26 protein-coding genes and 1 tRNA gene are annotated in these 21021 nt (G+C 64.4%); 15 read left to right on the plus strand and 12 right to left on the minus strand.

From position 1 onward, the window contains the following. The 3 genes from KBZ15_RS03470 to KBZ15_RS03480 all read right to left on the minus strand — a co-directional run. The coding region (locus tag KBZ15_RS03470) for a proline iminopeptidase-family hydrolase (protein WP_255013375.1) at nt 1-662 on the minus strand (662 nt) is incomplete at its 3' end. Nucleotides 663-691: 29 nt separating this feature from the next. Next, nucleotides 692-1441: a glucosamine-6-phosphate deaminase gene (locus tag KBZ15_RS03475; protein WP_255013378.1), complete on the minus strand. Its 750-nt coding sequence runs from the start codon at nt 1439-1441 to the stop codon at nt 692-694. A gap of 8 nt (nt 1442-1449) precedes the next feature. Beyond that, complete coding sequence (locus KBZ15_RS03480; protein WP_255013380.1) at nt 1450-2661, minus strand: SpoIID/LytB domain-containing protein; 1212 nt, start codon at nt 2659-2661, stop codon at nt 1450-1452. Between the two features lie 99 nt (nt 2662-2760). Here KBZ15_RS03480 and rnz point away from each other — a divergent pair, with 99 nt between their 5' ends. Beyond that, nucleotides 2761-3720: a ribonuclease Z gene (rnz, locus tag KBZ15_RS03485; protein ID WP_255013383.1), complete on the plus strand. Its 960-nt coding sequence runs from the start codon at nt 2761-2763 to the stop codon at nt 3718-3720. 99 nt (nt 3721-3819) lie between these two features. Then, nucleotides 3820-4341: a photosystem II cytochrome c-550 gene (gene psbV / locus KBZ15_RS03490; RefSeq protein ID WP_254929790.1), complete on the plus strand. Its 522-nt coding sequence runs from the start codon at nt 3820-3822 to the stop codon at nt 4339-4341. Here the strand turns inward: psbV and KBZ15_RS03495 are convergent. From KBZ15_RS03495 to serA, 4 genes are all read right to left on the minus strand, one after another. Then, complete coding sequence (locus KBZ15_RS03495) at nt 4332-4715, minus strand: hypothetical protein (RefSeq protein ID WP_255013384.1); 384 nt, start codon at nt 4713-4715, stop codon at nt 4332-4334. The two genes, psbV and KBZ15_RS03495, sit on opposite strands and share 10 nt — an antisense overlap. An 80-nt stretch (nt 4716-4795) precedes the next feature. Further along, nucleotides 4796-5095, minus strand: coding sequence for a ferredoxin (locus KBZ15_RS03500; protein ID WP_197151379.1), 300 nt, complete (start codon nt 5093-5095; stop codon nt 4796-4798). Between the two features lie 141 nt (nt 5096-5236). Further along, a complete protein-coding gene (gene prmA / locus KBZ15_RS03505) occupies nt 5237-6157 on the minus strand; it encodes a 50S ribosomal protein L11 methyltransferase (protein ID WP_255013388.1) in 921 nt (306 codons plus the stop codon). Beyond that, nucleotides 6157-7743: a phosphoglycerate dehydrogenase gene (serA, locus tag KBZ15_RS03510; RefSeq protein WP_255013390.1), complete on the minus strand. Its 1587-nt coding sequence runs from the start codon at nt 7741-7743 to the stop codon at nt 6157-6159. Before serA ends, prmA begins: the two co-directional genes overlap by 1 nt. An 82-nt stretch (nt 7744-7825) precedes the next feature. On the opposite strand from serA, the gene KBZ15_RS03515 reads away from it, so the two are divergent. From KBZ15_RS03515 to KBZ15_RS03540, 6 genes are all read left to right on the plus strand, one after another. Further along, nucleotides 7826-8329: a hypothetical protein gene (locus tag KBZ15_RS03515; protein ID WP_255013393.1), complete on the plus strand. Its 504-nt coding sequence runs from the start codon at nt 7826-7828 to the stop codon at nt 8327-8329. 12 nt (nt 8330-8341) lie between these two features. Then, on the plus strand, nt 8342-9130 hold the full coding sequence (locus KBZ15_RS03520; protein ID WP_255013395.1) for a photosystem II S4 domain protein: 789 nt from the start codon (nt 8342-8344) through the stop codon (nt 9128-9130). A gap of 34 nt (nt 9131-9164) precedes the next feature. Further along, nucleotides 9165-9236, plus strand: a tRNA-Val gene (locus tag KBZ15_RS03525). Nucleotides 9237-9317: 81 nt separating this feature from the next. Beyond that, nucleotides 9318-10709 carry a UDP-N-acetylmuramoyl-L-alanine--D-glutamate ligase gene (gene murD, locus KBZ15_RS03530; RefSeq protein ID WP_255013397.1) on the plus strand — a complete coding sequence of 464 codons (1392 nt, stop codon included), beginning with the start codon at nt 9318-9320 and terminating at the stop codon, nt 10707-10709. A 53-nt stretch (nt 10710-10762) separates the two neighbouring features. Then, a complete protein-coding gene (locus tag KBZ15_RS03535; RefSeq protein ID WP_255013399.1) occupies nt 10763-11221 on the plus strand; it encodes an EVE domain-containing protein in 459 nt (152 codons plus the stop codon). Continuing rightward, nucleotides 11218-11973, plus strand: coding sequence for a hypothetical protein (locus KBZ15_RS03540; RefSeq protein ID WP_255013401.1), 756 nt, complete (start codon nt 11218-11220; stop codon nt 11971-11973). Before KBZ15_RS03535 ends, KBZ15_RS03540 begins: the two co-directional genes overlap by 4 nt. On the opposite strand, the gene KBZ15_RS03545 is transcribed toward KBZ15_RS03540, so the two are convergent. From KBZ15_RS03545 to KBZ15_RS03555, 3 genes are all read right to left on the minus strand, one after another. Next, nucleotides 11906-12076, minus strand: a complete 171-nt coding sequence (locus KBZ15_RS03545) for a DUF2811 domain-containing protein (protein ID WP_261357417.1) — start codon at nt 12074-12076, stop codon at nt 11906-11908. The two genes, KBZ15_RS03540 and KBZ15_RS03545, sit on opposite strands and share 68 nt — an antisense overlap. 475 nt (nt 12077-12551) lie before the next feature. Then, nucleotides 12552-12926, minus strand: a complete 375-nt coding sequence (locus KBZ15_RS03550; protein ID WP_255013402.1) for a DUF1818 family protein — start codon at nt 12924-12926, stop codon at nt 12552-12554. Between the two features lie 10 nt (nt 12927-12936). Beyond that, entirely contained in the window at nt 12937-13167 is a 231-nt protein-coding gene (locus tag KBZ15_RS03555; protein ID WP_254929862.1) for a DNA-directed RNA polymerase subunit omega, read from the minus strand. Nucleotides 13168-13229: 62 nt separating this feature from the next. On the opposite strand from KBZ15_RS03555, the gene KBZ15_RS03560 reads away from it, so the two are divergent. The 3 genes from KBZ15_RS03560 to KBZ15_RS03570 all read left to right on the plus strand — a co-directional run bounded on the left by KBZ15_RS03560 (nt 13230) and on the right by KBZ15_RS03570 (nt 16009). Beyond that, nucleotides 13230-14834, plus strand: a complete 1605-nt coding sequence (locus KBZ15_RS03560; protein ID WP_255013404.1) for an Hsp70 family protein — start codon at nt 13230-13232, stop codon at nt 14832-14834. 107 nt (nt 14835-14941) lie between these two features. Then, nucleotides 14942-15733, plus strand: a complete 792-nt coding sequence (locus KBZ15_RS03565; RefSeq protein ID WP_255013406.1) for a hypothetical protein — start codon at nt 14942-14944, stop codon at nt 15731-15733. Nucleotides 15734-15790: 57 nt separating this feature from the next. Next, the gene (locus KBZ15_RS03570; RefSeq protein ID WP_255013408.1) at nt 15791-16009 is read left to right on the plus strand and encodes a ferredoxin-thioredoxin reductase variable chain; all 219 of its coding nucleotides are present in this window, start codon (nt 15791-15793) and stop codon (nt 16007-16009) included. Between the two features lie 28 nt (nt 16010-16037). On the opposite strand, the gene pyrR is transcribed toward KBZ15_RS03570, so the two are convergent. After that, nucleotides 16038-16574, minus strand: a complete 537-nt coding sequence (gene pyrR, locus KBZ15_RS03575; protein WP_255013411.1) for a bifunctional pyr operon transcriptional regulator/uracil phosphoribosyltransferase PyrR — start codon at nt 16572-16574, stop codon at nt 16038-16040. Nucleotides 16575-16834: 260 nt separating this feature from the next. Here pyrR and gpmI point away from each other — a divergent pair, with 260 nt between their 5' ends. From gpmI to KBZ15_RS03595, 4 genes are all read left to right on the plus strand, one after another. Further along, nucleotides 16835-18409: a 2,3-bisphosphoglycerate-independent phosphoglycerate mutase gene (gpmI, locus tag KBZ15_RS03580; protein WP_255013414.1), complete on the plus strand. Its 1575-nt coding sequence runs from the start codon at nt 16835-16837 to the stop codon at nt 18407-18409. Nucleotides 18410-18448: 39 nt separating this feature from the next. Continuing rightward, on the plus strand, nt 18449-18679 hold the full coding sequence (gene secG, locus KBZ15_RS03585) for a preprotein translocase subunit SecG (RefSeq protein WP_197151404.1): 231 nt from the start codon (nt 18449-18451) through the stop codon (nt 18677-18679). 22 nt (nt 18680-18701) lie between these two features. Beyond that, complete coding sequence (gene msrB / locus KBZ15_RS03590; protein ID WP_255013417.1) at nt 18702-19190, plus strand: peptide-methionine (R)-S-oxide reductase MsrB; 489 nt, start codon at nt 18702-18704, stop codon at nt 19188-19190. A gap of 245 nt (nt 19191-19435) precedes the next feature. Then, complete coding sequence (locus KBZ15_RS03595) at nt 19436-20824, plus strand: site-specific integrase (protein WP_255013420.1); 1389 nt, start codon at nt 19436-19438, stop codon at nt 20822-20824. On the opposite strand, the gene KBZ15_RS03600 is transcribed toward KBZ15_RS03595, so the two are convergent. Further along, nucleotides 20813-21021: hypothetical protein (locus tag KBZ15_RS03600; RefSeq protein ID WP_255013423.1), on the minus strand; the 209-nt coding region annotated here is incomplete at its 5' end. The genes KBZ15_RS03595 and KBZ15_RS03600 overlap by 12 nt on opposite strands.

Consider the following 21021-nt stretch of genomic DNA (forward strand, 5'->3'; position numbering starts at 1 on the left):
GGGATGTAAACCTTCGGATTGAGGTGCTCAAATGTGCGCAGAACCGAATCGGGCCATTGGGCATAGGGCCGGCGCAACACGTGGTGCTCATAGTGGTGCGGGATCAACAACTCCATGTAGCGCGGGTTGTTGTAATCCTCTGCAGCTTCGATAGCCTGGAGCTCGGCCAGAACACCCGCTGGTAGTTGACGGAGAAAACGCTCTTCAGCGTAACGATTGTACTCCGGCACACTCCAGACCATATTGGAGATTATCAATCCCTTCAGGCATTGCTGGTAGCGCAGCGCATACTCAATCGCCAGAATCCCGCCCCAGGAGTGACCGAGCAAGAAAAAATTGCTGCCATCGAGAGCCAGGGCTTGACGAACCTGCTCCACCTCATCGACAAAGCGCCCAATCTCCCAGAGATCAGCGTGATCGGGCTGGCTGCTGTGAAAAGAACCGAGCTGGTCGTAGAAATAGAGCTCGATTCCCGCCTGGGGCAGAAAACTGTCAAACACCTCGAAATACTCGTGGGTGCAGCCCGGTCCGCCATGGAGCAGCAACAGCTTGATGTGCGGACTCGCACCGCTGCGACGTGTCCACACCTCAAAGGTGCCGAAGTCAGTGCGCACAGGAATGCTGCGCACACCGGAAGCGTGCGGAGCTGGAGAAGGCGGCATGGGCAAGGTCGACAAAAAGCCCTAAATCATCATGGCTCCTCCAGGAATGCCCCCAGGGCAGCTTGATCCGCCACCACCTCCAGCCGGGGGTGGTGCTGCAGCCAGCTGGCGGGTACCTCGGGGCAGGGGGGCTCCTGCAACGCCCGTTTCAAGATGGCGGCCTTGCTGGCGCCGGTGACCACCAGCAGGATCCTTTCAGCAGCAAGGATCTCCGCCAATCCAAGCGTGATCGCCTGGGCCGGCACCGCCTTGGGCTCGCCGCCAAAGGTGCCAGCGTTCTGGGTCCGGGTGGCGGCGCTGAGGGTCAGGCAGCGGCAGGGGGCCTCAGCCCCGCAGGGCGGCTCGTTGAAGCCCACATGGCCGTTTAAGCCCAGACCGAGCAGCTGTAGCCCCACGCCACCGGCAACCGCGAGGGCTGCCCCGTAGCGCCGAGCTTCAGCCTGGGGATCGGCCGCCAGGCCATCGGGCAGCAGCACCTGCTCAGGCCGCAACCCCAGGGGGCGCTGCAGCTGGCCGGTCATGAAAGCCTTGAAGGAGCGCGGATCGTGGGACCCCAGGGCCACATATTCATCGAGATTGAAGCTCAGCCAGTCGGCACGAATCTGCCGCTGCTGCTGGCTGCCAAGCCGGCCCAACTGCTGCCGCAGCGCCGCATAAACCGGCACCATGGTGCGGCCAGTGGCCAGGCCCAGGGGCCGCTGCGGCTGGGCCTGGCAAGCCTGCAGCAACCGCTCCGCCGCAGCTGCCGCCACGGCCTGGGCGTCCGCCAATGCAAGCAATTGCACGCTCAGGGGCTGGCGTAGGGGCGCAGCTCCGTGCCGCGGTAGTAATGGCGCAGGATTTGGTCATAGCTCTGGCCCCGTTGGGCCAGGCCCAGGGCACCCCACTGGCTCATGCCCACCCCGTGGCCATAGCCCCTGCCAACCGCCAGCAGCGATGGGAGCGGCAGTTGCACCTGGGGCTGGAAACCCCCAACTTCGTACTGCTCCGGCAGCAAAGGTAGGGGCGGCAAGGCGGCCAGCTCTGAGGTGGCCAGCTCTGAGGGAACCAGCTCAAAGCGCACCATGGTGCTCCTGAGGCCGAGGCGGCTGCGGAGCTGGGCTCCACTGACCACCAAGGTGCCGGAGGGGCCACTCACCCGGGCCTGACGCACCCGCCCGGTGCTCGTGGTCGAGAGCACGTCGATGCGTTGGGCTCCGCCGATCTCGGCAAAAGCCTGCTGGAGCTGCTCGGGCTCAAGACGCTGCTGCCAGGCCTGCACCGGGCTTGCCTGGTCAAAATCGGGCACGCTGACCAAGTAAGGCAGCTGCTGGCTCCAGAGGTCACCGCTGTTTTCGGTCGCGCCGCCACTGCTGCTGTGGAAAACCGCGTTGGCCAGACTGGAGCCGTACATCAGCACCTGGCCGCGGGTGCTGAGCACCGCCTCTCGGGTGGAGGGGGTTTCCGCGTCCACACCTTTGTAGACCTGGCTCGACACGGTGGCGCTGAGGTCAAATGGATCGGCGGGCTTGCGCTGCCGCAGGGCGTAGGTGCGGGCGGCCACGGCCTGGGCCCGCAGGGCCGCCTGGGGCCAGCTGGCCGGCATCTCGCTGCCCACCACGCTGGGCAGGTATGACTCGAGGCCGACGTGGTTGATGGCCCGCAGGCCAGAACCTCCCACCAGCACCTGCAGCCGGCCCCGGTAGCCGCGCTGCTTCAGCTGGAAATCGCCCCCCTCAGCAGGCCGCGAGGCCGGCTCGAGCCAGATTTCCCTCGCCGCTTGCAGCCGCTCAACTCCACCGCCGCGCTCCAGCACCAGCTCACCTTCGGCCAGGCGCAGCACGACCTCCTCACCGGCGGCTAGCGCCAATCGCTGGTCGCCTATGCGCAGCACCAGGGGCTGCTGCTGGGCGGCCAGCGGCAGGCTTTCCGCTTCCAGGATCAGCACCCGCACCTGGGGCTCCATAGACTGCATTCCCAGGGCCCCAGGCACAGCCGCGGCCAGCATGAGCGTCGCCATGGGCCAGGGGAACAACCAGGACGCCATCCGGTACACCAGCTGTAGGCAAGGGGCTCCATTTTGCCCGGCGTGGCAGCATGCGCCAGAGGCGGCAGGACCGTGCAGGTCACCTTTTTAGGCACCAGTTCGGGAGTGCCCACCCGCGGCCGCAATGTGTCAGCGGTGGCACTGCGCCTGCCCCAGCGCAGTGAACTGTGGCTATTCGACTGCGGCGAGGCCACCCAGCACCAGTTCCTGCGCAGCGAGCTGCGGGTCAGCCAGCTGCGGCGGATCTTTATCACCCACATGCACGGCGACCATGTGTTCGGCCTGCCCGGCCTGCTGGCCAGCCTCGGCCTGGCGGGCAGCTGCACGGGCATCGATCTCTATGGCCCCGATCCCCTGCGCGACTACCTCGAAGGGGTGCTTCGCACCTCCTCCACCCGGATCGGCTACCCCCTGCGCACCCACAGGGTGCAGGGCGCCGCCAGCAGCGGCGCCCTGCTGCTCGACGACGACGACCTCACCGTGCGCTGTACCCCGCTCAACCACCGGGTACCGGCCTTTGCCTATCGGGTTGACCAGAAACCGCGGACCGGTCACTTCGATGTGGAGCGAGCCAGGGCCCTGGGCATTGCGCCCGGGCCGATCTACGCCGAGCTCAAGGCCGGCCACAGCGTCACGCTCGATGACGGCCGGATCATCAACGGCGCCAGCCTCTGCGGCCCCGATCGCCCCGGCGCCAGCGTGGTGTACTGCACCGACACCGTGTTCTGCGAGGCGGCGGTGGAGCTGGCCGCCGGCGCCGACCTGCTGATCCATGAAGCCACCTTCTCCCACGCCGAGGCTGCACTGGCCTACCAGCGCCAGCACTCAACCAGCACCATGGCGGCCCAGACCGCCCTGGAGGCCGGCGTCAAGCAATTGGTGCTGACTCACCTGAGCCCCCGCTACATGCCAGGCAACGCCATGACCCCGGACGACCTGCTGGCGGAGGCCCGCGCCATCTTTGCCAACACCTTGGTGGCCAAGGATTTTCTCAGTCTGGACATCACCCCCGCCGAACCGGCCACGGCCTAGCCCTGCAACAGTTCAAGTGATTCCGCTGCGGAGGGCCCTTTCCCCGTGATACAAAATCTCCGCTGCGGTTTTTTACCGCTTACCCGCCGGCTTTTCCCAATGGCCTCCTCCTTTCCCTCGGCTGCCCTCCGCAAGGCCGTTCGCGTTCTTGCTCGGACCATGCTGGCCCTGCTGCTGTTCACGGGCTTCGGCAGCCCAGCTCTGGCGGCCGCCTGGACCAGCGAGCAGCTCACCGTGCCCGCCACACCCGACGGCACCCTGGTGACCTTCAGCGAGCAGGAAATCAAGGCTGGCCGCAAGGTGTTCAACAGCAGCTGCGGCGAGTGCCACGCCGGTGGCATCACCAAGACCAACCAGAACGTGGGCCTCGATCCCGAGACCCTGGCCCTGGCCACCCCATCCCGGGACAGCGTTGAGGCCCTGGTGGACTACATGAAGGACCCCACCTCCTACGACGGGGAATACAGCATCGCCGACGTGCATCCGAGCATGCGCAGCAGCGACATCTTCGTGAAAATGCGCGACCTCGACGATGACGACCTGCGTCTGATGGCCGGCTACATCCTGGTGGCTCCCAAGGTGCAGGGCATTCAGTGGGGCGGCGGCAAGATTTACTTCTGAGCCCGGGGGGGGGGCTCCCTGTTGACCTGATCCAGGGAGCTCGGCAACTTGCTGTACCACCACTCCTGCAGCTCCGAACCCAGCCGCTCCGTAAACAGGGTGATCACGGTTCGGGTCGGGCGGGCTCCCGGCTGGAGCAGCTCCACCGCGTAGGTGGGACAGCGCCGCGAAGCCAGGTCTGCCACAAAGCGACGTCCAACCCGCCTCCAGCTGGGCTCCTTGCTGCGCCAGGCCAGCCGGCAGCAGGGCCAGGGCAATTCCTCACGGTCAAACAAGCGACAGCAAGGGCCCAGCACCCGATAGGTGTACTGACCACCGGGGCTGGGGTGCTCGCTGCCTGGGTCAAGCAGGGCAGTGGCGGCCTGGGCAGACACAGATCTACGACTCCGGGACGACAACAAAAAAGCCACCCCGAAGGGTGGCAGATAGGGGCCAAGCACTCAAGCCCGGGCGCTCAATAGAGCTCTTCTTCAGCGTGGGTCTTGATGGTGCAGTCGCTGGTGGGGTAAGCCACGCAGGTGAGCACGAAGCCTGCCTCGATCTGGTCGTCGTCAAGGAAGCTTTGGTCGCTCTGGTCAACGGTGCCGGTGGTCAGCTTGCCGGCACAGGTGGAGCAGGCACCCGCCCGACAGGAGTAAGGCAGATCGACGCCCTGTTCCTCAGCGGCATCGAGGATGTACTGGTCATCAGGAACCTCGATGGTCTTGTTGAGGCCTTCGCTCTCGCTGATGAGGGTGACCTTGTAGGAAGCCATGAAAAGGAATAGGGCTCACAGGTACCCGAAAGCCGGGCCTGTAGGACCCAACCTTCATACATCCGCCGCAAGCCTTTCCTGGCCATTTCCAGGCCAGGACGCTGGAAGCCCAATCAAAACCAGGGCACAGATCAGCGTGCCTTATGCAACGCGCCGGATCGTCATCAGGCCCCACAGGCCCTGCTGGGCGGTGAGCTGGGCCCGCCAGCCCTGCTCCAACAGGGCCTGCTCCAGGCCTGGAGCCTGGTCTACCAACAGCCCACTCAGCAGGCCCACCCCGGTGGCGCCCAGCAGGGTGTGAAACGTCGGAGAGAGGGCCTCGATAACCGGAGCCAGGATGTTGCAGAGCAGCAGATCTGCGGGCCGGCCCTCCAGCAGGGCGGCGAGGGTTTGGGCCGACCCGAGCCCTACCTGGAGTAGATCGCTGCAGCCAGAGAGGGCGGCGTTGTCCTGGGTGGCCCGAACCGCCAGGCAATCGGTGTCCACGGCGGCCACCCGGGCCGCCCCCTGCAGCAGGGCAGCCAGGCCAAGGATGCCGCTGCCACAGCCCAGATCCGCCACCCGGATGGGGCCGAGGCTGCCGCCAGCCTGATCGGCCAGGGCCTCGATCGCCTCCAGGCACAGCCGCGTGGTGGGGTGGCTGCCAGTACCGAAGGCACTGCCTGGATCCAGCCGGATCACCCGCCGGTCGGCATGGGCAGCGGGCAGCTCTAACCAGACCGGCAGGATCAGCAGGGTGCGGCCCACCGGATCGGGCTGCCAGTGCTGCTTCCAGCTGAGGCTCCAGTCCTCATCGTCCTGGAGGGTCCAGGTGATCGGCGTGAGTTGCAGGGCGAAGGGCTCCCCCAGGGGCGCTAGGGCCGCCTCCAGCCGCTGCCGCTCTGCTTCGGGCCAATCGGCTGCAGGCAGCCAGGCCAGCAGCTCCCGCTGCTGGGGCGCCTCCGGACGGTGGCGCAGCGCCACCCTGGGGATGCCCAGCAGCTCGAGCTTCCAGAGCAGGGATTCCTCCAGTTCTGGCGGGCATGCCAGCTCCAGCCGCCACCAGCTAAGGGGGCCGGGCATCAGAGGGTGACCGGATGGGCAGCCTGGATGCCGTTGATGGCAAGCACCGAAGCCAGCAGGGTCGGCGGAATCGGGTCGTCCAGGCTGAGCACCATCACGGCATCCCCGCGCACGATGCGGCGACCCACCTGCATCGAGGCGATGTTGACGTTGTGCTCGCCCAGCAGGGAGCCCAGCTCGCCGATGATCCCGGGCATGTCGCGGTGGCGGGTGAACAGCATGTGGCGGCTGGGGACCACGTTCACCGGGAACTCATCGATGCTGGTAATGCGCAGCTCACCTTCGGCGAACACCGCCCCGGTGACGCTGTGGCTGGCCTGGGGGCTACGGGAGCGCAACTGCAGGGAGCCAGCGGCAAAATCGCGGCTGGCGTCGTCCTTGACCTCCAGCACGTGGATACCCCGCTCCTTGGCCTCAAGGCTGGCGTTGACGTAGTTGATGCTGTCCCCTAAGGCTGTGGAGAGCAGACCCTTGAGGGCCGCCACCACCAGCGGCTGGGCAGGGTGCACGGCGAAATCACCCTGGAGGCGGACCTCCAGCTGGCTGATCGGGCCACCGGCCAGCTGGCTGATCAGTTGGCCGAGGGTTTCGGCCAACTGCAGGTGGGGCTTGAGCTGCTCCATCACCTCGGCATTGAGGCCGGGGATGTTGACCGCACTGCGGGCGGGCAGGCCCAGCAACACATCGCGAATCTGCTCGGCCACGTCGATGGCCACATTCTCCTGGGCCTCTTCGGTGGAGGCGCCTAGGTGGGGAGTGAGGATCAGCCGCTCCTTGACCGATCGCAAGGGCGAGCCGGCCTCAAGGGGCTCCTTGGCATACACGTCCAGGGCCGCGCCGCCGATGGTGCCATTTTCAACCGCCGCGGCCAGGGCTGCTTCGTCGATGATGCCGCCACGGGCACAGTTGACGATGCGGGCCGTCGGTTTCATCGTCTTGAGAAGCTCCGCGTTCACCAGGTTCTCGGTGTCGGGGGTGCGGGGCAGGTGCAGGCTGACGTAATCGGCTTCGGCAAACAGGGCCGGCAGGGTCAGCAGCCGCACCTGCATCTGCTGGGCCCGTTCGGCCGACACATAGGGGTCGTAGGCCATCACATCCATGCCCATGGCCTTGCCCACCCGGGCCACGTGGGAGCCGATCTTGCCCAGACCAACCACGCCAAGCTTCTTCTTGTAGAGCTCGTTACCGACGTATTTCTTGCGGTCCCAGCCGCCGGCCATGGTGCTGGCGTGGGCGTGGGGCACATGGCGCGAAAGTGCCAGCATCAGGGCCAGGGCCTGCTCAGCGGCGGCGATGGTGTTGCCCTCAGGCGAGTTCACCACCAGCACACCCCGCTTGGTGGCGGCCGGCACATCCACGTTGTCCACCCCGACACCGGCGCGGCCAATGATCCGCAGTTTGTCGGCCGCTTCAATGATTTCGGCGGTCACCGTGGTGCCGGAGCGGATCATCAGGGCTTCGTAGTCGCCGATGATCGCCTTGAGCTCATCCGGTGGAAGCCCTGTGCGCACATCCACCTGGGCCACCTGGGAAAGGATGTCAATCCCCGCCTGGTCGATCGGATCCGAAACGAGAACCTTTGTCATGCCCAGCGGTGGGGAGGGTGAGCCGGGGGTGCAGTGTAGTGAGCGGTGAGAATTCCCCCATCCCGAACCAAGAGAGCAGAGCGTGGGTACGAGTGTGGTGGTGGTGCTCAATGACCGCAAACGGATGCAGCAACTGCGGGATCGCCTGGCCGACCTTCAGCCACCCCTGCTGCAACTGGAGGCGATCGGCCCAGGCGAGCAGACCCTGGCCGAGGTGGCCCGACTCAACCCAGCGATCGCCCGTCGCAATCGGCAGCGCACCATGGCCCGCTGGCTGATTCCCTTCGGCTTCCTGGCCGGCCTCACCTTCACCTACATCACCGATCTCGACACCTTCGCCTTTGCCGGAGCCTGGGGCCAGCACCTTATCGGCGCCCTGCTCGGCATGGGCTCGGGTTGGATGGGCAGCTTCGCCGCCGCCGCCAGCGTGAGTTCGGAGGAAGACGACCGCATCCGCAGCCTGCGCAACCGGGTGGAGGAGGGCAACTGGCTGCTGCTGGCGGAAACCGCCAATGGGGTGGAGATGCCCTGGATCAGCCTGCAGCAGGCCAAACCCCTTGCCGTGGTGCGCCTGGGCGATGGTTAACGGGGAGACACTTTGACGTTGCCACGGGACGAATTACTGGCAGGCAGCGCCCACCCCCAGGAGCTCGAGGCCGTGATTGCGGCGGCTGAGCAGGGCCTGCGCAGCTGGGAGCCCGTCTGGACCGACTTCATGGACGGCGGTCTGCGCGAGGAGGCGGAGCAACGGTTGGCCGCCCTGGCCGAACTCGACCTGGCCAGCTGGGGCGGTTTTCCGGGCGCTGAGCGGCGGCGCCTGTTGCTGCAGCGCCGCGAAACAGCTCTGGCAGCAAACGCCCTCCCCAGCGGGTTGCTGGGTCTGGAGATCAGCGGCAACTTCCTGTTTGATCAGGCCGAGCGGGCCGACTTCCGCAGGGGCCTGCTGGCGGCCGGCGCCAGCCAGGGTGACCTTGGCGACATCTGGCTGAGGGGCGACCGCGGCGCCCAGGCCATCGTCACCGCAAGCCTGGCCGCCGCCCTGGACGGCCTGGGCGCCAGCGTGCGCTCGGTGGAAGTGCGCCTGGAGGTCCGCCCCCTGGAGCAGCTGCAGCTGCCAGCTGAGCGCCAGCCTCGTCGCTTTCAGACGGTGGAGGCATCCCTGCGGCTGGATGCGGTGGCCTCAGCGGGCTTTGGCCTGGCTCGCAACCGCATGGTCGAAAAGATCCGCCAGGGCAAGGTGCGGCTCAATTGGCAACCGATCAGCAGCCCCAGCCGGCTGCTGCAGAAGGGCGATCGGATTCAGCTGGAAGGCCGCGGTGAGCTGAGGATTGAGGCGGTAGAACCCACCAAGCGGGAGCGCTGGCGAATCGCCATCCTGCGCTGCTAGGGGCTGGTGGTTCTGTAAAGTCGGAAAGCTTCTGGGGCGATTAGCTCAGAGGTAGAGCACTACCTTGACACGGTAGGAGTCACTGGTTCGATTCCAGTATCGCCCATCTATTGCATCAATACTTCTTGCCTCGCCCAGTTTTGATTCAATCATTTTTGCGCCTGAGCATCAATTACGTTTCGGCCAGATGGCAATCACGGCAACCGATCTGACCGTTGTTGTCGGCCTGGCACGCTCCGGTATCGGGGCCGCCAAGCTGCTACGCCATCGCGGCCAGGCGGTGCTGGTGATCGAAAGCCAAACCAGCCCAGAGCTTCAAGCCAAGGCAGCCGAACTGCAGCAGCTGGGTATCAAGGTTCAACTTGGCACCCCCCTGAGCCCAGAGACTTTCGCCGCTCTCACCACGGCCGTCAGAAGCGTGGTGGTGAGCCCAGGCATCCGCTGGGACCACCCCACCCTGGCCTGGCTGCGGCAGCAGGGAATCTGCGTCCAGGGGGAAATGGAGCTGGCCTTTGGGGCCAGCGGCGGCGTGCCCTGGATCGGCATCACCGGCACCAATGGCAAAACCACAGTCACCCACCTGGTGAGCCACCTGCTGCGGCATGGGGGCCTGGACGCCCCCATGGGAGGCAATGTGGGCTTTTCAGCCACCGAGCTGGTGCTCGCACGGCTCAAAAGCGGCGCCCCCCCTCCCGATTGGCTGGTGATGGAGCTCAGCAGCTACCAGATCGAAGCAGCTCCGAAGCTCGCTCCCCGGCTTGGCATCTGGACCACCCTCACCCCGGACCATCTCGAGCGCCATGGCAGCCTTGAGGCCTACCGCGCCATCAAACGCAGCCTGTTAGAGCGATCGGAGGTGCCCATCCTCAACGCCGACGATCCCGACCTCCGCGCCCACGCCGCCAGCTGGAGTAGGGCCACCTGGATCACAGCCGACAGCCGGGACGCCCTACCGGGCCCAATCCAGCCCAGTCTCTGGATCGAAAACGGCACGGTGATGGGGGCCGGCCAACCGCTCATGGACGCCAACTGCTTGGCCATGCCAGGCGCCCACAATCGCCAAAACCTGCTACTGGCGGTGGCGGCCGGCCTCGAAGCAGGCCTGAGCGGCGCCCAGATGGAGAGGGCCTTGCGCGCCTTTCCCGGGGTGCCCCACCGGCTTGAGCGGCTGCCGGAACGACAGGGAATCACCTTTTACAACGACAGCAAGGCCACCAATTACGACGCCGCCGAAGTCGCCCTCAAGGCCCTGACGGGGCCGCTGGTGGTGCTGGCGGGCGGCCAGTCCAAACAGGGCAATCCCGGTGGCTGGCTGGCGGCCCTGGGGGAAAAGGCTGCAGCTGTGGTGCTGTTTGGGGCAGCCCAGGCGGAATTCCAACAGCTGCTCAGGGAGGCTGACTTTCCCGGGGCCGTGCACCGCTGCCAAGCCCTCACAGACGGCGTCCCCCTGGCCGTCCAACTGGCCCAGACCCATCAGTGCCGGGCCGTGCTGCTGTCTCCAGCCTGCGCCAGCTTTGATCAATACTGCGATTTTGAAGCCCGCGGCGACCACTTCCGCCAGCTGGTGGAGGCCCTGTAAACAACCTGGCTGGAGGACTAGCATCGGGTCGGGAAGATTGCAGGGTTGGGGCCATGGCCTACTGGTTGACGAAGAGCGAGCCTGATGTCTACGGGATCGGGCATCTACAGCGGGAAGGCACCACTCTGTGGGATGGGATTCGCAACTATCAGGCCCGCAATTTCATGCGGACAATGCAAATCGGCGACCGGGCTTTCTTCTACCACTCAAACACCAAACCACCGGGCATTGTGGGCCTGATGGAGGTGATTGAAACCAACCTGACCGATCCCAGTCAGTTTGATTCCAGCTCCAAATACTTTGACCCTTCAGCCACCCCAGAGCGGCCCCGCTGGGACTGCGCTCGCCTGCGCTATCTGCGCAGCTTCCCAAACCTGCTGAGCCTCGACGCCCTGCGCGAGAGCTTCAGCCCTGAAGAGCTCGGTGTAGTGAGACGGGGCAACCGCCTCTCGATCCTGCCGGTATCTGCCCCCTGTGCGGAGCGGCTGCTGGCCCTGCTCGAGGCGCCATGAGCGGCCCCGCCCCCCTGGCGATCCGATCTGCCGTGGAGCGGGGTTGGCTGGCCTTCAGCCACTGTCCCTGGGTACTGATGGGCTTCACCCTGGTAAGCGGCGCCAGCAATCTCCTGGCCCAGGTGTGGTTTCGGCGCGAGAGTGGTCGGGTGATCTCTGAGCTGGGCCAGCCCGATGCTCTGGCGATCAGCCTGGCCGCCGGCGCCTGGATCCTTTACGTGGCCACGGGCCTCTGGATGGTCGTGGGGCTGATGCGCGGATCCCTGCTGGCCCTTGACCAAGGCCGGCCGCGGTTCGGCGATCTGATCCGGCTGGATGGTCGGGCCATGGGGCGCTGTTTTGGCACCCTGGCCCTGGCCCTGGTGGTGCTGGCGCTGATCGTGCGCCTGGCCCAGGCCAGTTCCTGGTTGCTCACCTTGCTCCAGCCGCTGCTGGCACCGCTGCCACTGCTGGCGGGCGTGGCTGCTGCCATCTACCTCAGTGCAGACCAGATCCTCTGCTTGCCCCTCAGCCTGATCGGCGGCCTCAATCCGGTGGCCGCCTTTCAGGGCAGCCGGGCCGCCACCGATCCCCACTGGCTCCACGCCCTGGGGCTAACCCTGGTGCTGCTCGCGATGGTGCTCGCCGGTTTCCTGGTGCTGGTGGTGGGCCTGGTGGTCGCCCTACCGGTCGCCACCTGCACGCTCACTGCCGCATATCAACAATTGTTCGGAGCTGGGCAGGGAACAGGTTGGCGAGGTAGCAGCGGGTGACGTCGCGGCTGCCCAGGCCGTTTTGCACCAAAAAACCGGCCAGCGCGGCCTGGAAAAGGCGATATTGATCCCAGTTGGGATGCTGGGCAATGAAGCCTGCCATCGAGGCCAGCAGTTCCCGGGGCACCTCAGTGCAGAAGCTGATGGTTTGGCTTTCCCCAGATTCACAGGCAGGGGCCGCAACCCCTGGGGGCTCGAGCGCGCTTGCTCGGACGCTTTCAAGGGCCTGCGGTTCCACGGCGGTTTGAGCGGGGTCTTGGCACCAGTTCCCCACATCCGCTGCAGGCCGTCAAATCTCGTCAGGCAAGCCTTTCGCCCCCCATCCCGCGCTGAGATTGGCCGCTGGGCCTGGTCCCTGGGCTGGCCCAGGCCACCAACGGGCCAGCAGGGGGGTCCAGGGCCGCAGTTGTCAAGGGGAAACTGGCCAAGGCCGCCATTCTCCCCAGCTCCCGGGCCCCAGGCGGGCTCTGGAGCGGCGAGCTGGGGAAAAGTTGGGCAAAACCGCTCTCGATCTGGGGGTTAGGCGGGAATCGGGCCGTAATCAACAGTGCTGATCAAAGCCCGGATCCAGCCGGATCTCAGCCTGGATTGTGGCCGAGAGCCCCTAGGGCTGCGACCAATGCCTGGCTGACCGATGGCGGCCAGCTGCCTTCCACGGCTCGGAGGCCCCCCGAGGGGGTCAGCACGAAACGCAGCGACCAGGCCTCCAGGTCTCCCTCCAGAGCCAGCCAGAGCTGACCCCGCTCCAATTCAAGGGTGATCGCCTCCTGGGGCATCAGCTGGGCGGCCAGGGCGCGATGCTCCCGCAGCAATTCGAGCAAGCCTCTCTGCAGCTCGCCGGCCTCGGCGGCGGTCAGCTCCACGGCCCAACCCGGGCCTCCAACCAAAACGGAAAAAGGGTGGCGGGCCGGATCCACCAGCCAACGCCACCCTTCCCCCTCCTGCACCTGCATCCTGGGGGAATCAGCCGGGCAGCAGGTCGGGCTGGTCCTGCTCGTCGCTCAGTTCAATGATGGCCCGCTGCACCGGTTTGACCATCGAATCGTCGAGGAGGCCATCAAAATCATCAAAACGGCGCTGCTTGGCCCGGAAGGCGATGCGCACCGTGGTCAGGTAGCGGTTGCTGGTGTTGCGGATCAGGCTGTCGGCCCGCTGGGCCAATTCCTTGGGGTTGACATCAAAACCGCTTTGCATAGATCCATCCCAATGGCTAAAGCCTAGGTCAGCGGCCCTGTTCCCCTGGCTAGAAGGGAGCTATGCAGGGCACCCTGGCGATCGATCTAGGCAGCACCACCACGGTGGTGGCCTACCAGGGGCCCAACGCCGCGGCCGAGCTGCTGGCCCTGCCGCCCTACAGCAGCTGCGAACCGGTGGTGGTGCCGACCCTGCTTTGGCTCAACGATCCAGCCACAAGCAACCCCCTGATCGGACGCCAGGTGCTGGAGGCCGGCCTGGCCCATGGCGACGGCCCCCAGCTGCACCGCGACTTCAAACGGCAGATCGGCGCCAATCCGGCTGCCACCACCCCAGCTACCGCTTCTGGTAAGGCTTCTGGTACAGCTTCTGCCCCTGGCCCGGCCCCTGCCTTGCCCCTTAGCCCGGAGCAGGCTGGCGCCTTGCTGCTGCGTCGGCTCTGGGCCGCCCTGCCCCCCGAGCTTGAACCCCAGCGCCTAGTGCTGACGGCGCCAATTGACAGTTATCCGCGCTATCGCCAGTGGCTGCAGGAGGTGTGCCGCGATCTGATGGTGCCGGAACTGGCCCTGGTCGACGAGCCCACCGCCGCTGCCATCGGCGCCGGACTCCCCGCCGGCAGCACCGTGCTGGTGGTGGACCTGGGCGGCGGCACCATTGATCTGGCCCTGGTGGCCCTGGAAGGGGGCGAAGGCAGGCCAGCGCCAATGGCCCAGTTGCTGCGCTTCGCTGGCCGTGATCTGGTTGCCAGCCGCCAGGCCCTGCGCTGCGCCCGCGTGATCGGCAAGGCAGGCCTGGCCCTAGGCGGCAGGGATTTCGACCGCTGGATCGCCGCCCACCTCTGCCCCGGCGTGCCCCTCGATGGCAGCCTGCTGGAGGCAGCCGAAACCCTCAAGTGCCAGCTCAGCCAGCAGGAGGAAGGGCTGGTGCTCTGGAGCCGCAGCGGCCAGCCGCCCGTAGCCCTGAGGCTGAACCGCAGCGGCCTTGAGGCCCTGCTGCGTCAGCACGGCTTAGTAGAGCAGCTAGATGCCCTCTTTGACCAGGTGGTCGCCGCAGCCCATCGCGACGGCCTCGCCCTCGGCCAGATCACCGCGGTCCTGCCGGTGGGCGGAAGCAGCCGCCTCCCCCTGATCCGCCAGTGGTTGGCCCAGCGTTGCGGCAACATTCCCCTGCGCGAGCAGCGGCCGGTGGAGGCCGTCGCCCTAGGGGCCCTGGCCCTCACCCCGGGAGTGCAGGTTCGCGATGTGCTCAGCCGCGGGGTCAGCCTGCGCTGCTGGGACCAACGCTCAGGTCGACATCGCTGGCGGTCCCTCTTCGTTGCGGGCCAAACCTGGCCCACTGAGCGCCCCCTGGAGCTGGTGCTGGCCTGCAGCAGCGCCAACCAGAGGGTTCTGGAAGTGGTGCTGGGGGAACCCGAAAACGAACGGCGCAGCGAGGTCGTATTTGAAGCTGGACTGCCCGTGCTGCGGCAACGGCCGGCTGGAGAGGGCCGGGTTGTGCCCTGGACCAACCAGCCACCGCCCCTGGCCCTCGACAGCCCGGGCCAACCTGGCGAGGACTGCCTGAGACTGGCCTTTCAAGTGGATGACCAGGGCCAGCTGATCCTGGAGGTCAGCGACCTACGCAGCGGCAGGCGCAACCCAACCCAGCGGCTGGGCCCCCTGCGCTGAAAAGAACTGGCGCCCCATAAAGAACCGCGCTCATTACGAACGTAAAATGGGTTTTGAAGCCCCCTACCCCTTTGGCCCTGCGCCGCCACAGGCTGCCCCGATTCTGGTTGGCACTCACCCTCGGGCTGGTGGCTTGCGGAGTTGCAACGGCCTACTGGTGGGAGCAACAGCTGCCCCGCCGCCTGGAGCAGGCCGCCAAAAGGGGGGATCTGGAGGCCTGCCTGCGCTACAGCGAGCAACTTGAATCCCTGCGTTGGCTGGGCGGCCAGGCCCCTGGGGCCCAGGGCAGCTGCCGGCGGCGCCAAGCGGCCCAGCTCTGGCAGCAAGAGCAGTGGGCCGCTGCCCTGCAGCAGCAGTTGCAACTGGTGAACTCCCAGGCCGGCAACGACCAGGATCGGCAACAACTGCTCCTCTGGCAACAGAACCTGCAAGAGCGGGCACTGGCGAGGTTTCAGGAGGGGGATCTCAACGGATCTATGGCCCTACTTGCCGCCATGGGCGAAGACCGCCGCACCGATGGCACCAGCCTGGGCGACAAGCTGCGTGAAATCTGGACTCGCAATCGCCTCCAGTTCGAACGGGCCAAGGGCCTGAGCGCCCAACGGCGCTGGTGGGAAGCCCTCGAAGCCCTCAATCGGATCGACCATCCCTGGTGGAGAACCCAGGGCCGCGCCCTGCAGGCAACGGTGCAGCAAGGGATCGAAAGCCTGGCGGGCAAGGATCGGGAACACGACGCCCACGGCCAGCTGCCCCACACGGTGTCCAGCGACCAACTCGACACCCTGGTGCGCCAACGACTGGCCAAGGGCATGGACGAATGGTCGGCCTTCCAGGACGCCTGCCGAGCCCTCGGGGGGAAGGTTGTGGAGGCCGGACCAGAAACGGCCTGCCAGCGCTGATCAGCGCTGGCGAGTCGCCCGTGAGAGGATGGCCTTTGGTGATCTCAGGCGAGGGCTATGCAACCAGGTGATCAGGTGAAGGTCTCCCAGAGCGTGGTCGTGTATCACCATCCCCAGCACCGCGGTCAGGCCTTCGACATGCAGGGCCAAATGGGCGAGGTGGTCACCGTCCTCAACGATTGGAAGGGGAGGGTGATCAGTCCCACCCTGCCAGTGGTGGTGGCCTTCGGTAAATTTCGCGCCCACTTCCGCGCCGACGAGTTAGAAGCGGTCTAGGAAAGAAGTGGCTTAGAGAAGAGGCGGCCTAGGGATCTGGCTTGACCAGGTAGACCCCCTCCTCTCCATCAATGGCCTGCAGGCAGAGCTGGATGGATTCCTGCCGCCTGGTGGGCACCACGCGGCCACAGAAGTCGGGCTGGATGGGCAATTCCCGGTGACCGCGATCCACCATCGCCACCAGGCTTACCCCAGTGGGCCGGCCCCAGGCTTGGAGGGCCTCCAGGGCAGCCCGCACGGTTCGCCCCGTGAAGATCACGTCATCCACCAGCACCACCTGGCGGCCATCCAGCGCCACGGGCAGGTCGGTGGGTTGGCCCAGCCGGGTGCCCACCCGTTCAAGGTCGTCGCGATAAAAAGTGGGATCAACCGTCCCCTGGTCAATCGGGTGGCCGGTCATGGCCTCCAGCCGCTGGGCGAGCACCTCGGCCAGGGCGACTCCGCGGGTGGGGATGCCCAGCAACAGCAGGGAATGACTATCGGCCGTGCTTTCGAGCACCTGGGAGGCCAGCCGATCGAGGGTTCGGGCCAGATCCTGGGCCGAGAGCAGTTCAAGCCGATGCATCAGAAATATGCAGAGCAGTGAAGCCAGTGCAGTGAAGCCAGTGCAGTGAAGCCAGAGCTGTTATCTGGCCCTGTGTGGCCAAAGGCTGACCCTGCCAGGACCAGGCGGGTTTGCCGCACATCTGCACTGTAGGTTGGATTTTGAAGGCGTTGGAGTAACGCCGCCAGGTCTGACGGGTGACAACTATTCCCTCCCAGCAGCTTTCCTCCATAGCCCCTGAATCCACTCCCCCCTTCAGGGAGTCTGCTTCGGTCGCGCCCGTGGTTCTGGCCATTCTCGATGGCTGGGGCTATTCCCCGCAGAGCGAGCACAACGCCATTCGTGCAGCCAGCACACCGGTGATGGACGCCCTCTGGCATGCCTACCCCCACACCCTGATCGAAGCCAGCGGCGGCGCCGTGGGTCTGCCCGACCACCAGATGGGCAACTCCGAGGTCGGCCACCTCACCATCGGCTCTGGTCGGATCATCCGCCAGGAGCTGGTGCGCATCAGCCAGGCCGTCAGAGACGGCAGCATCAACGCCAACCCAGCCCTCAACGCGCTGGCAGACAAGTTGCTGCAACGGGAAGGCAGCCTCCATCTGATCGGGCTCTGTTCCGACGGTGGGGTGCACAGCCACATCAACCACTTGGCTGGTCTGCTGCACTGGGCAGCCGAGCGAGGGCTCAAAGACGTGTGTGTGCACGTGATCACCGATGGCCGCGACACCGATCCGAGCAGCGCCCCCCGTTTCGTGGCCCAGGTGCAGGAGCAGATCCAGCGGGCAGGGGTCGGCCGCATCGCCACCCTCTGCGGCCGCTACTGGGCCATGGACCGCGACAACCGCTGGGATCGCACCGAGAAGGCCTACCGCCTCTACACCGAACCCAGCCCCATCTCCGAACTCAGCCCCGTCAACGCCATCCATGCTTCCTACGCCCAGGAGATCGGCGATGAGTTCCTCGAACCGATGCGCCTGGCTCCAGGGCTGATCCAGGCCGGGGATGGGGTGGTCTGCTTCAACTTCCGACCCGACCGGGTGCGCCAGCTGATTCGGGCCCTGGTGCTGCCTGACTTCGGCGAGTTTGGGCGCAAGCTGATCAGCCCCCTCGACGTGGTCACCTTCACCCAATACGAAAAGGGCCTGCCCTTGGCAGTGGCCTTCCCGCCCGAATCCCTCGATGGCCTGCTGGGCCAGGTGGTGGCGGAGGCTGGGCTGCGCCAGTTCCGAACGGCGGAAACGGAGAAATATCCCCACGTCACCTATTTCATGAACGGTGGCATCGAGCAGGCCTTCCCCGGAGAAGACCGTCACCTGGTGCCTTCCCCCCGGGTCGCCACCTACGACCAGTCCCCAGCGATGTCGGCTGGCCAGCTCACAGACAGCTGCATAGCCGCAATCTCGAAGGGCATCTATGCCCTGGTGGTGATCAACTATGCCAACCCCGACATGGTGGGGCACACCGGCAAGATGGCTGCCACCACTGAAGCAATCAGCACCGTGGATGGCTGCGTGGGCAGGCTGATGGAGGCCACCAATCGCATGGGCGGCACCCTGCTGATCACCGCCGACCACGGCAATGCCGAGATGATGGAAGGCCCAGATGGCCGTCCCTGGACAGCCCACACCACCAACCCGGTGCCCGTGATCCTGGTTGAGGGCGAGAAACGCAAACTGCCTGGCCATGGCACCAACGTGCTGCTCCGCGACAGCGGTGGGCTGGCCGACATCGCGCCCACCATTCTCGAGATCCTGCATCTGCCCAAACCGCCCAACATGAGCGGTGAATCCCTAGTTCTGCCTGCTGGCGCCAACTCCGAGCCCAGCCCCATCCCCCAGGCCCTGGGCGTCTAGCCTGCGCTGGTCTTAGTTTGCAGGAAGCCTGGAGCGCGCATGGTTACATCGGTGTTGTCCTGGGTTTGGATCGGCAGTGGGGTGCTGCTGATCATCAGCGTGTTGCTGCACAGCCCCAAGGGCGACGGGATGGGCGGCCTGGCGGCCAGCGGCGGCTCGATGTTCACTAGCGCCCGCAGCGCCGAGGCCACCCTCAACCGCATCAGCTGGACCCTGCTGGCCATCTTTCTCGCCCTTGCCGTGGTGCTCAGCGCCGGCTGGCTGGGCTGAGACTTCCATGCCCATGCCACCCATGCCCCGTCGCAACCTGCTGCTGGCCCTCGGATCGAGCCTGGGCGCCTTCTTCAGTGGCGCCGCCAGTGCTGAGGCCGCCTCCAAGGCCCAGGATCCGGCCTGGCAACTGGGTGAGGCCGACTGGAAAAAACGACTCAGCCCGGCGGCCTACAAGGTGCTCCGCCAGGAGGGCACAGAGCGGCCCTTCTCCAGCCCGCTGAACGCCGAAAAACGCCCAGGCACTTTCGTTTGTGCTGGCTGCGCCCTGCCCCTGTTCAGCTCCAAGGCCAAATATGAGAGCGGCACCGGCTGGCCCAGCTTCTGGCAACCCCTGCCCAAGGGCATCGCCACCAAGCTGGATTTCAAGCTGATCGTGCCCCGCACCGAATACCACTGCAGCCGCTGCGGCGGCCACCAGGGCCACGTGTTTGACGACGGCCCCAAACCCAGCGGCAAGCGCTACTGCAACAACGGCGTGGCGCTGAGCTTCAAGCCAGCAAAAGCCTGAAGACGCCTAATTAAGTAGCCAATCAGGTCTCCCTGTTTAGAGCAAAAAAAAGGAGGGCCGAAGCCCTCCCGATTAGTCAGATTTGAGGTTGGACAATCTGACTCGGATCCCCGCAGGAGATCAATAGTCGAAGTCGCCGCCCATGCCCCTAGATGCAGTTGATTACTGGGTTCTTGGCGCCTTCCAAGGGGTCCGAGGGTCTAGAATAAACTTGTTTAGCACTCGGTTTAGCACCAATCACCTCGATGCCAGAAGAGAGCAAGACCTACCGTGAATACGAGGTGCTCATCAAAGATCGGATGTGGTTGCTGCTTTGGGCTCCAGGCAGACGATCTGACTACTACTACGCAAAGGTGAAAGTTGGCACCAAGAAGTATGCATATCGATCACTAAAGACAGACAACAAAGATCTTGCCACTGAAAAAGCATTTGATATTTACGCTGAGGTTATCAACCAGATCAAGAAAACTGGGTCATCGTCACCACTGACTGTTCGCAGTCTGTGCAACAAATGGATCAAGCAAAAGCAAGACCGACATGACGGTGGCAATCTCTCGCTTTCTTTGATGAGAGCGCATCGCAACGTCTTCACAAACTTCGTCCCAAACTACTGCGATGCACATAGTTGGAAAGGAATAAAAGATATTCCCCTGGATGGTTGGATTAGTTACAGGAAGTGGAGGACGGAAGAAGGATGGAAGTTTGTTGGTCTTGACGAGAACGGCAAAGTCAGATCAGGTACAAATCAGATGCGAAGACCACCAAAAGGATCAACAGTCAACCGTGAGATCACCATGATCCAGGAGTGGTATAGATACTTGCTCGTGCCCGAAAAACTTGCAGCTTCAACTCCTGAAATCCACAAGACGAAGCAGAAGCGAGATGAGAAGACCGCTAACGTCCCTTTCACCAGAGAAGACTATACGAAGATCTACAGAAGGTTCAGACAGTGGGCGAACGAAAAGAACCTAACTCGAGCTCAAAAACCAGAATGGAGGCAGGTTGTGTATCTGTTTTTCCTATGCTCATCAAATGTTGGATGGCGTCCTGATAGCGAAGGTCTTGAGATGCGATGGAAGGATCTGAAAGTCCGAGAGCGACTGGCAGAACTACCAAATGGTCAGAAGAAGACTGAGCATATTGCTCACCTCGACATCTGGGACAGAAAGAACAGCAGGCAGCGTTCAGGGAATTTCCTTGGTGGTGAATATTTCGTTCGACTAAGGGATTTTTACCAGCAGTGGCACAAGGAAAATCCGAAATGGCACAAACCAAATCTCAATTCCTACATCTTCTGTGACCCCGCTACTGGCAAAAGACTAAACTACAATTCTATTTTCAAGGTATACAAGAATATCCTTCAGTCTCTCGACATGAATGACACCATCACGAACAAGGATGGAAGCACACACGAGAAGTTTAGATACACCTTCTACTCTTGCAGATCGTTCTATGTGAACGAGAGACTTAGAGAAGGGGTTGAAATATTTACTGTCGCAAAGCAGACGGGACACTCAGTATCTGTATGTGAACAATTTTATGCATCTCTACAAATCCAATTACGTGCAGATGAAGCTACGAAACGAACGTATGGGGCAAAGAAGCAGAGCGAGGGTGAACTCTTATTTGACTGAGGACTGCTGACCCTCGATCTTCAACAACCGCTGGTTTAAATCTTCAACGTCATCGACAACCTCCACCTCGCCCTTCTCCAACTTCTCTAGACGCTGCAGAAGGTCCAGCAACATCGTCGAAGTTTCATCAGCAGCACTGGTGCCCTTGCTTGAGTTCTGCGGTGCTACAGGCGATGGAACAGACGGTGGGGTGTTGA

Origin of the sequence: Cyanobium sp. BA20m-p-22 (genome assembly GCF_024346275.1) — a bacterium.
Classification (GTDB): Bacteria; Cyanobacteriota; Cyanobacteriia; order PCC-6307; family Cyanobiaceae; genus Cyanobium_A.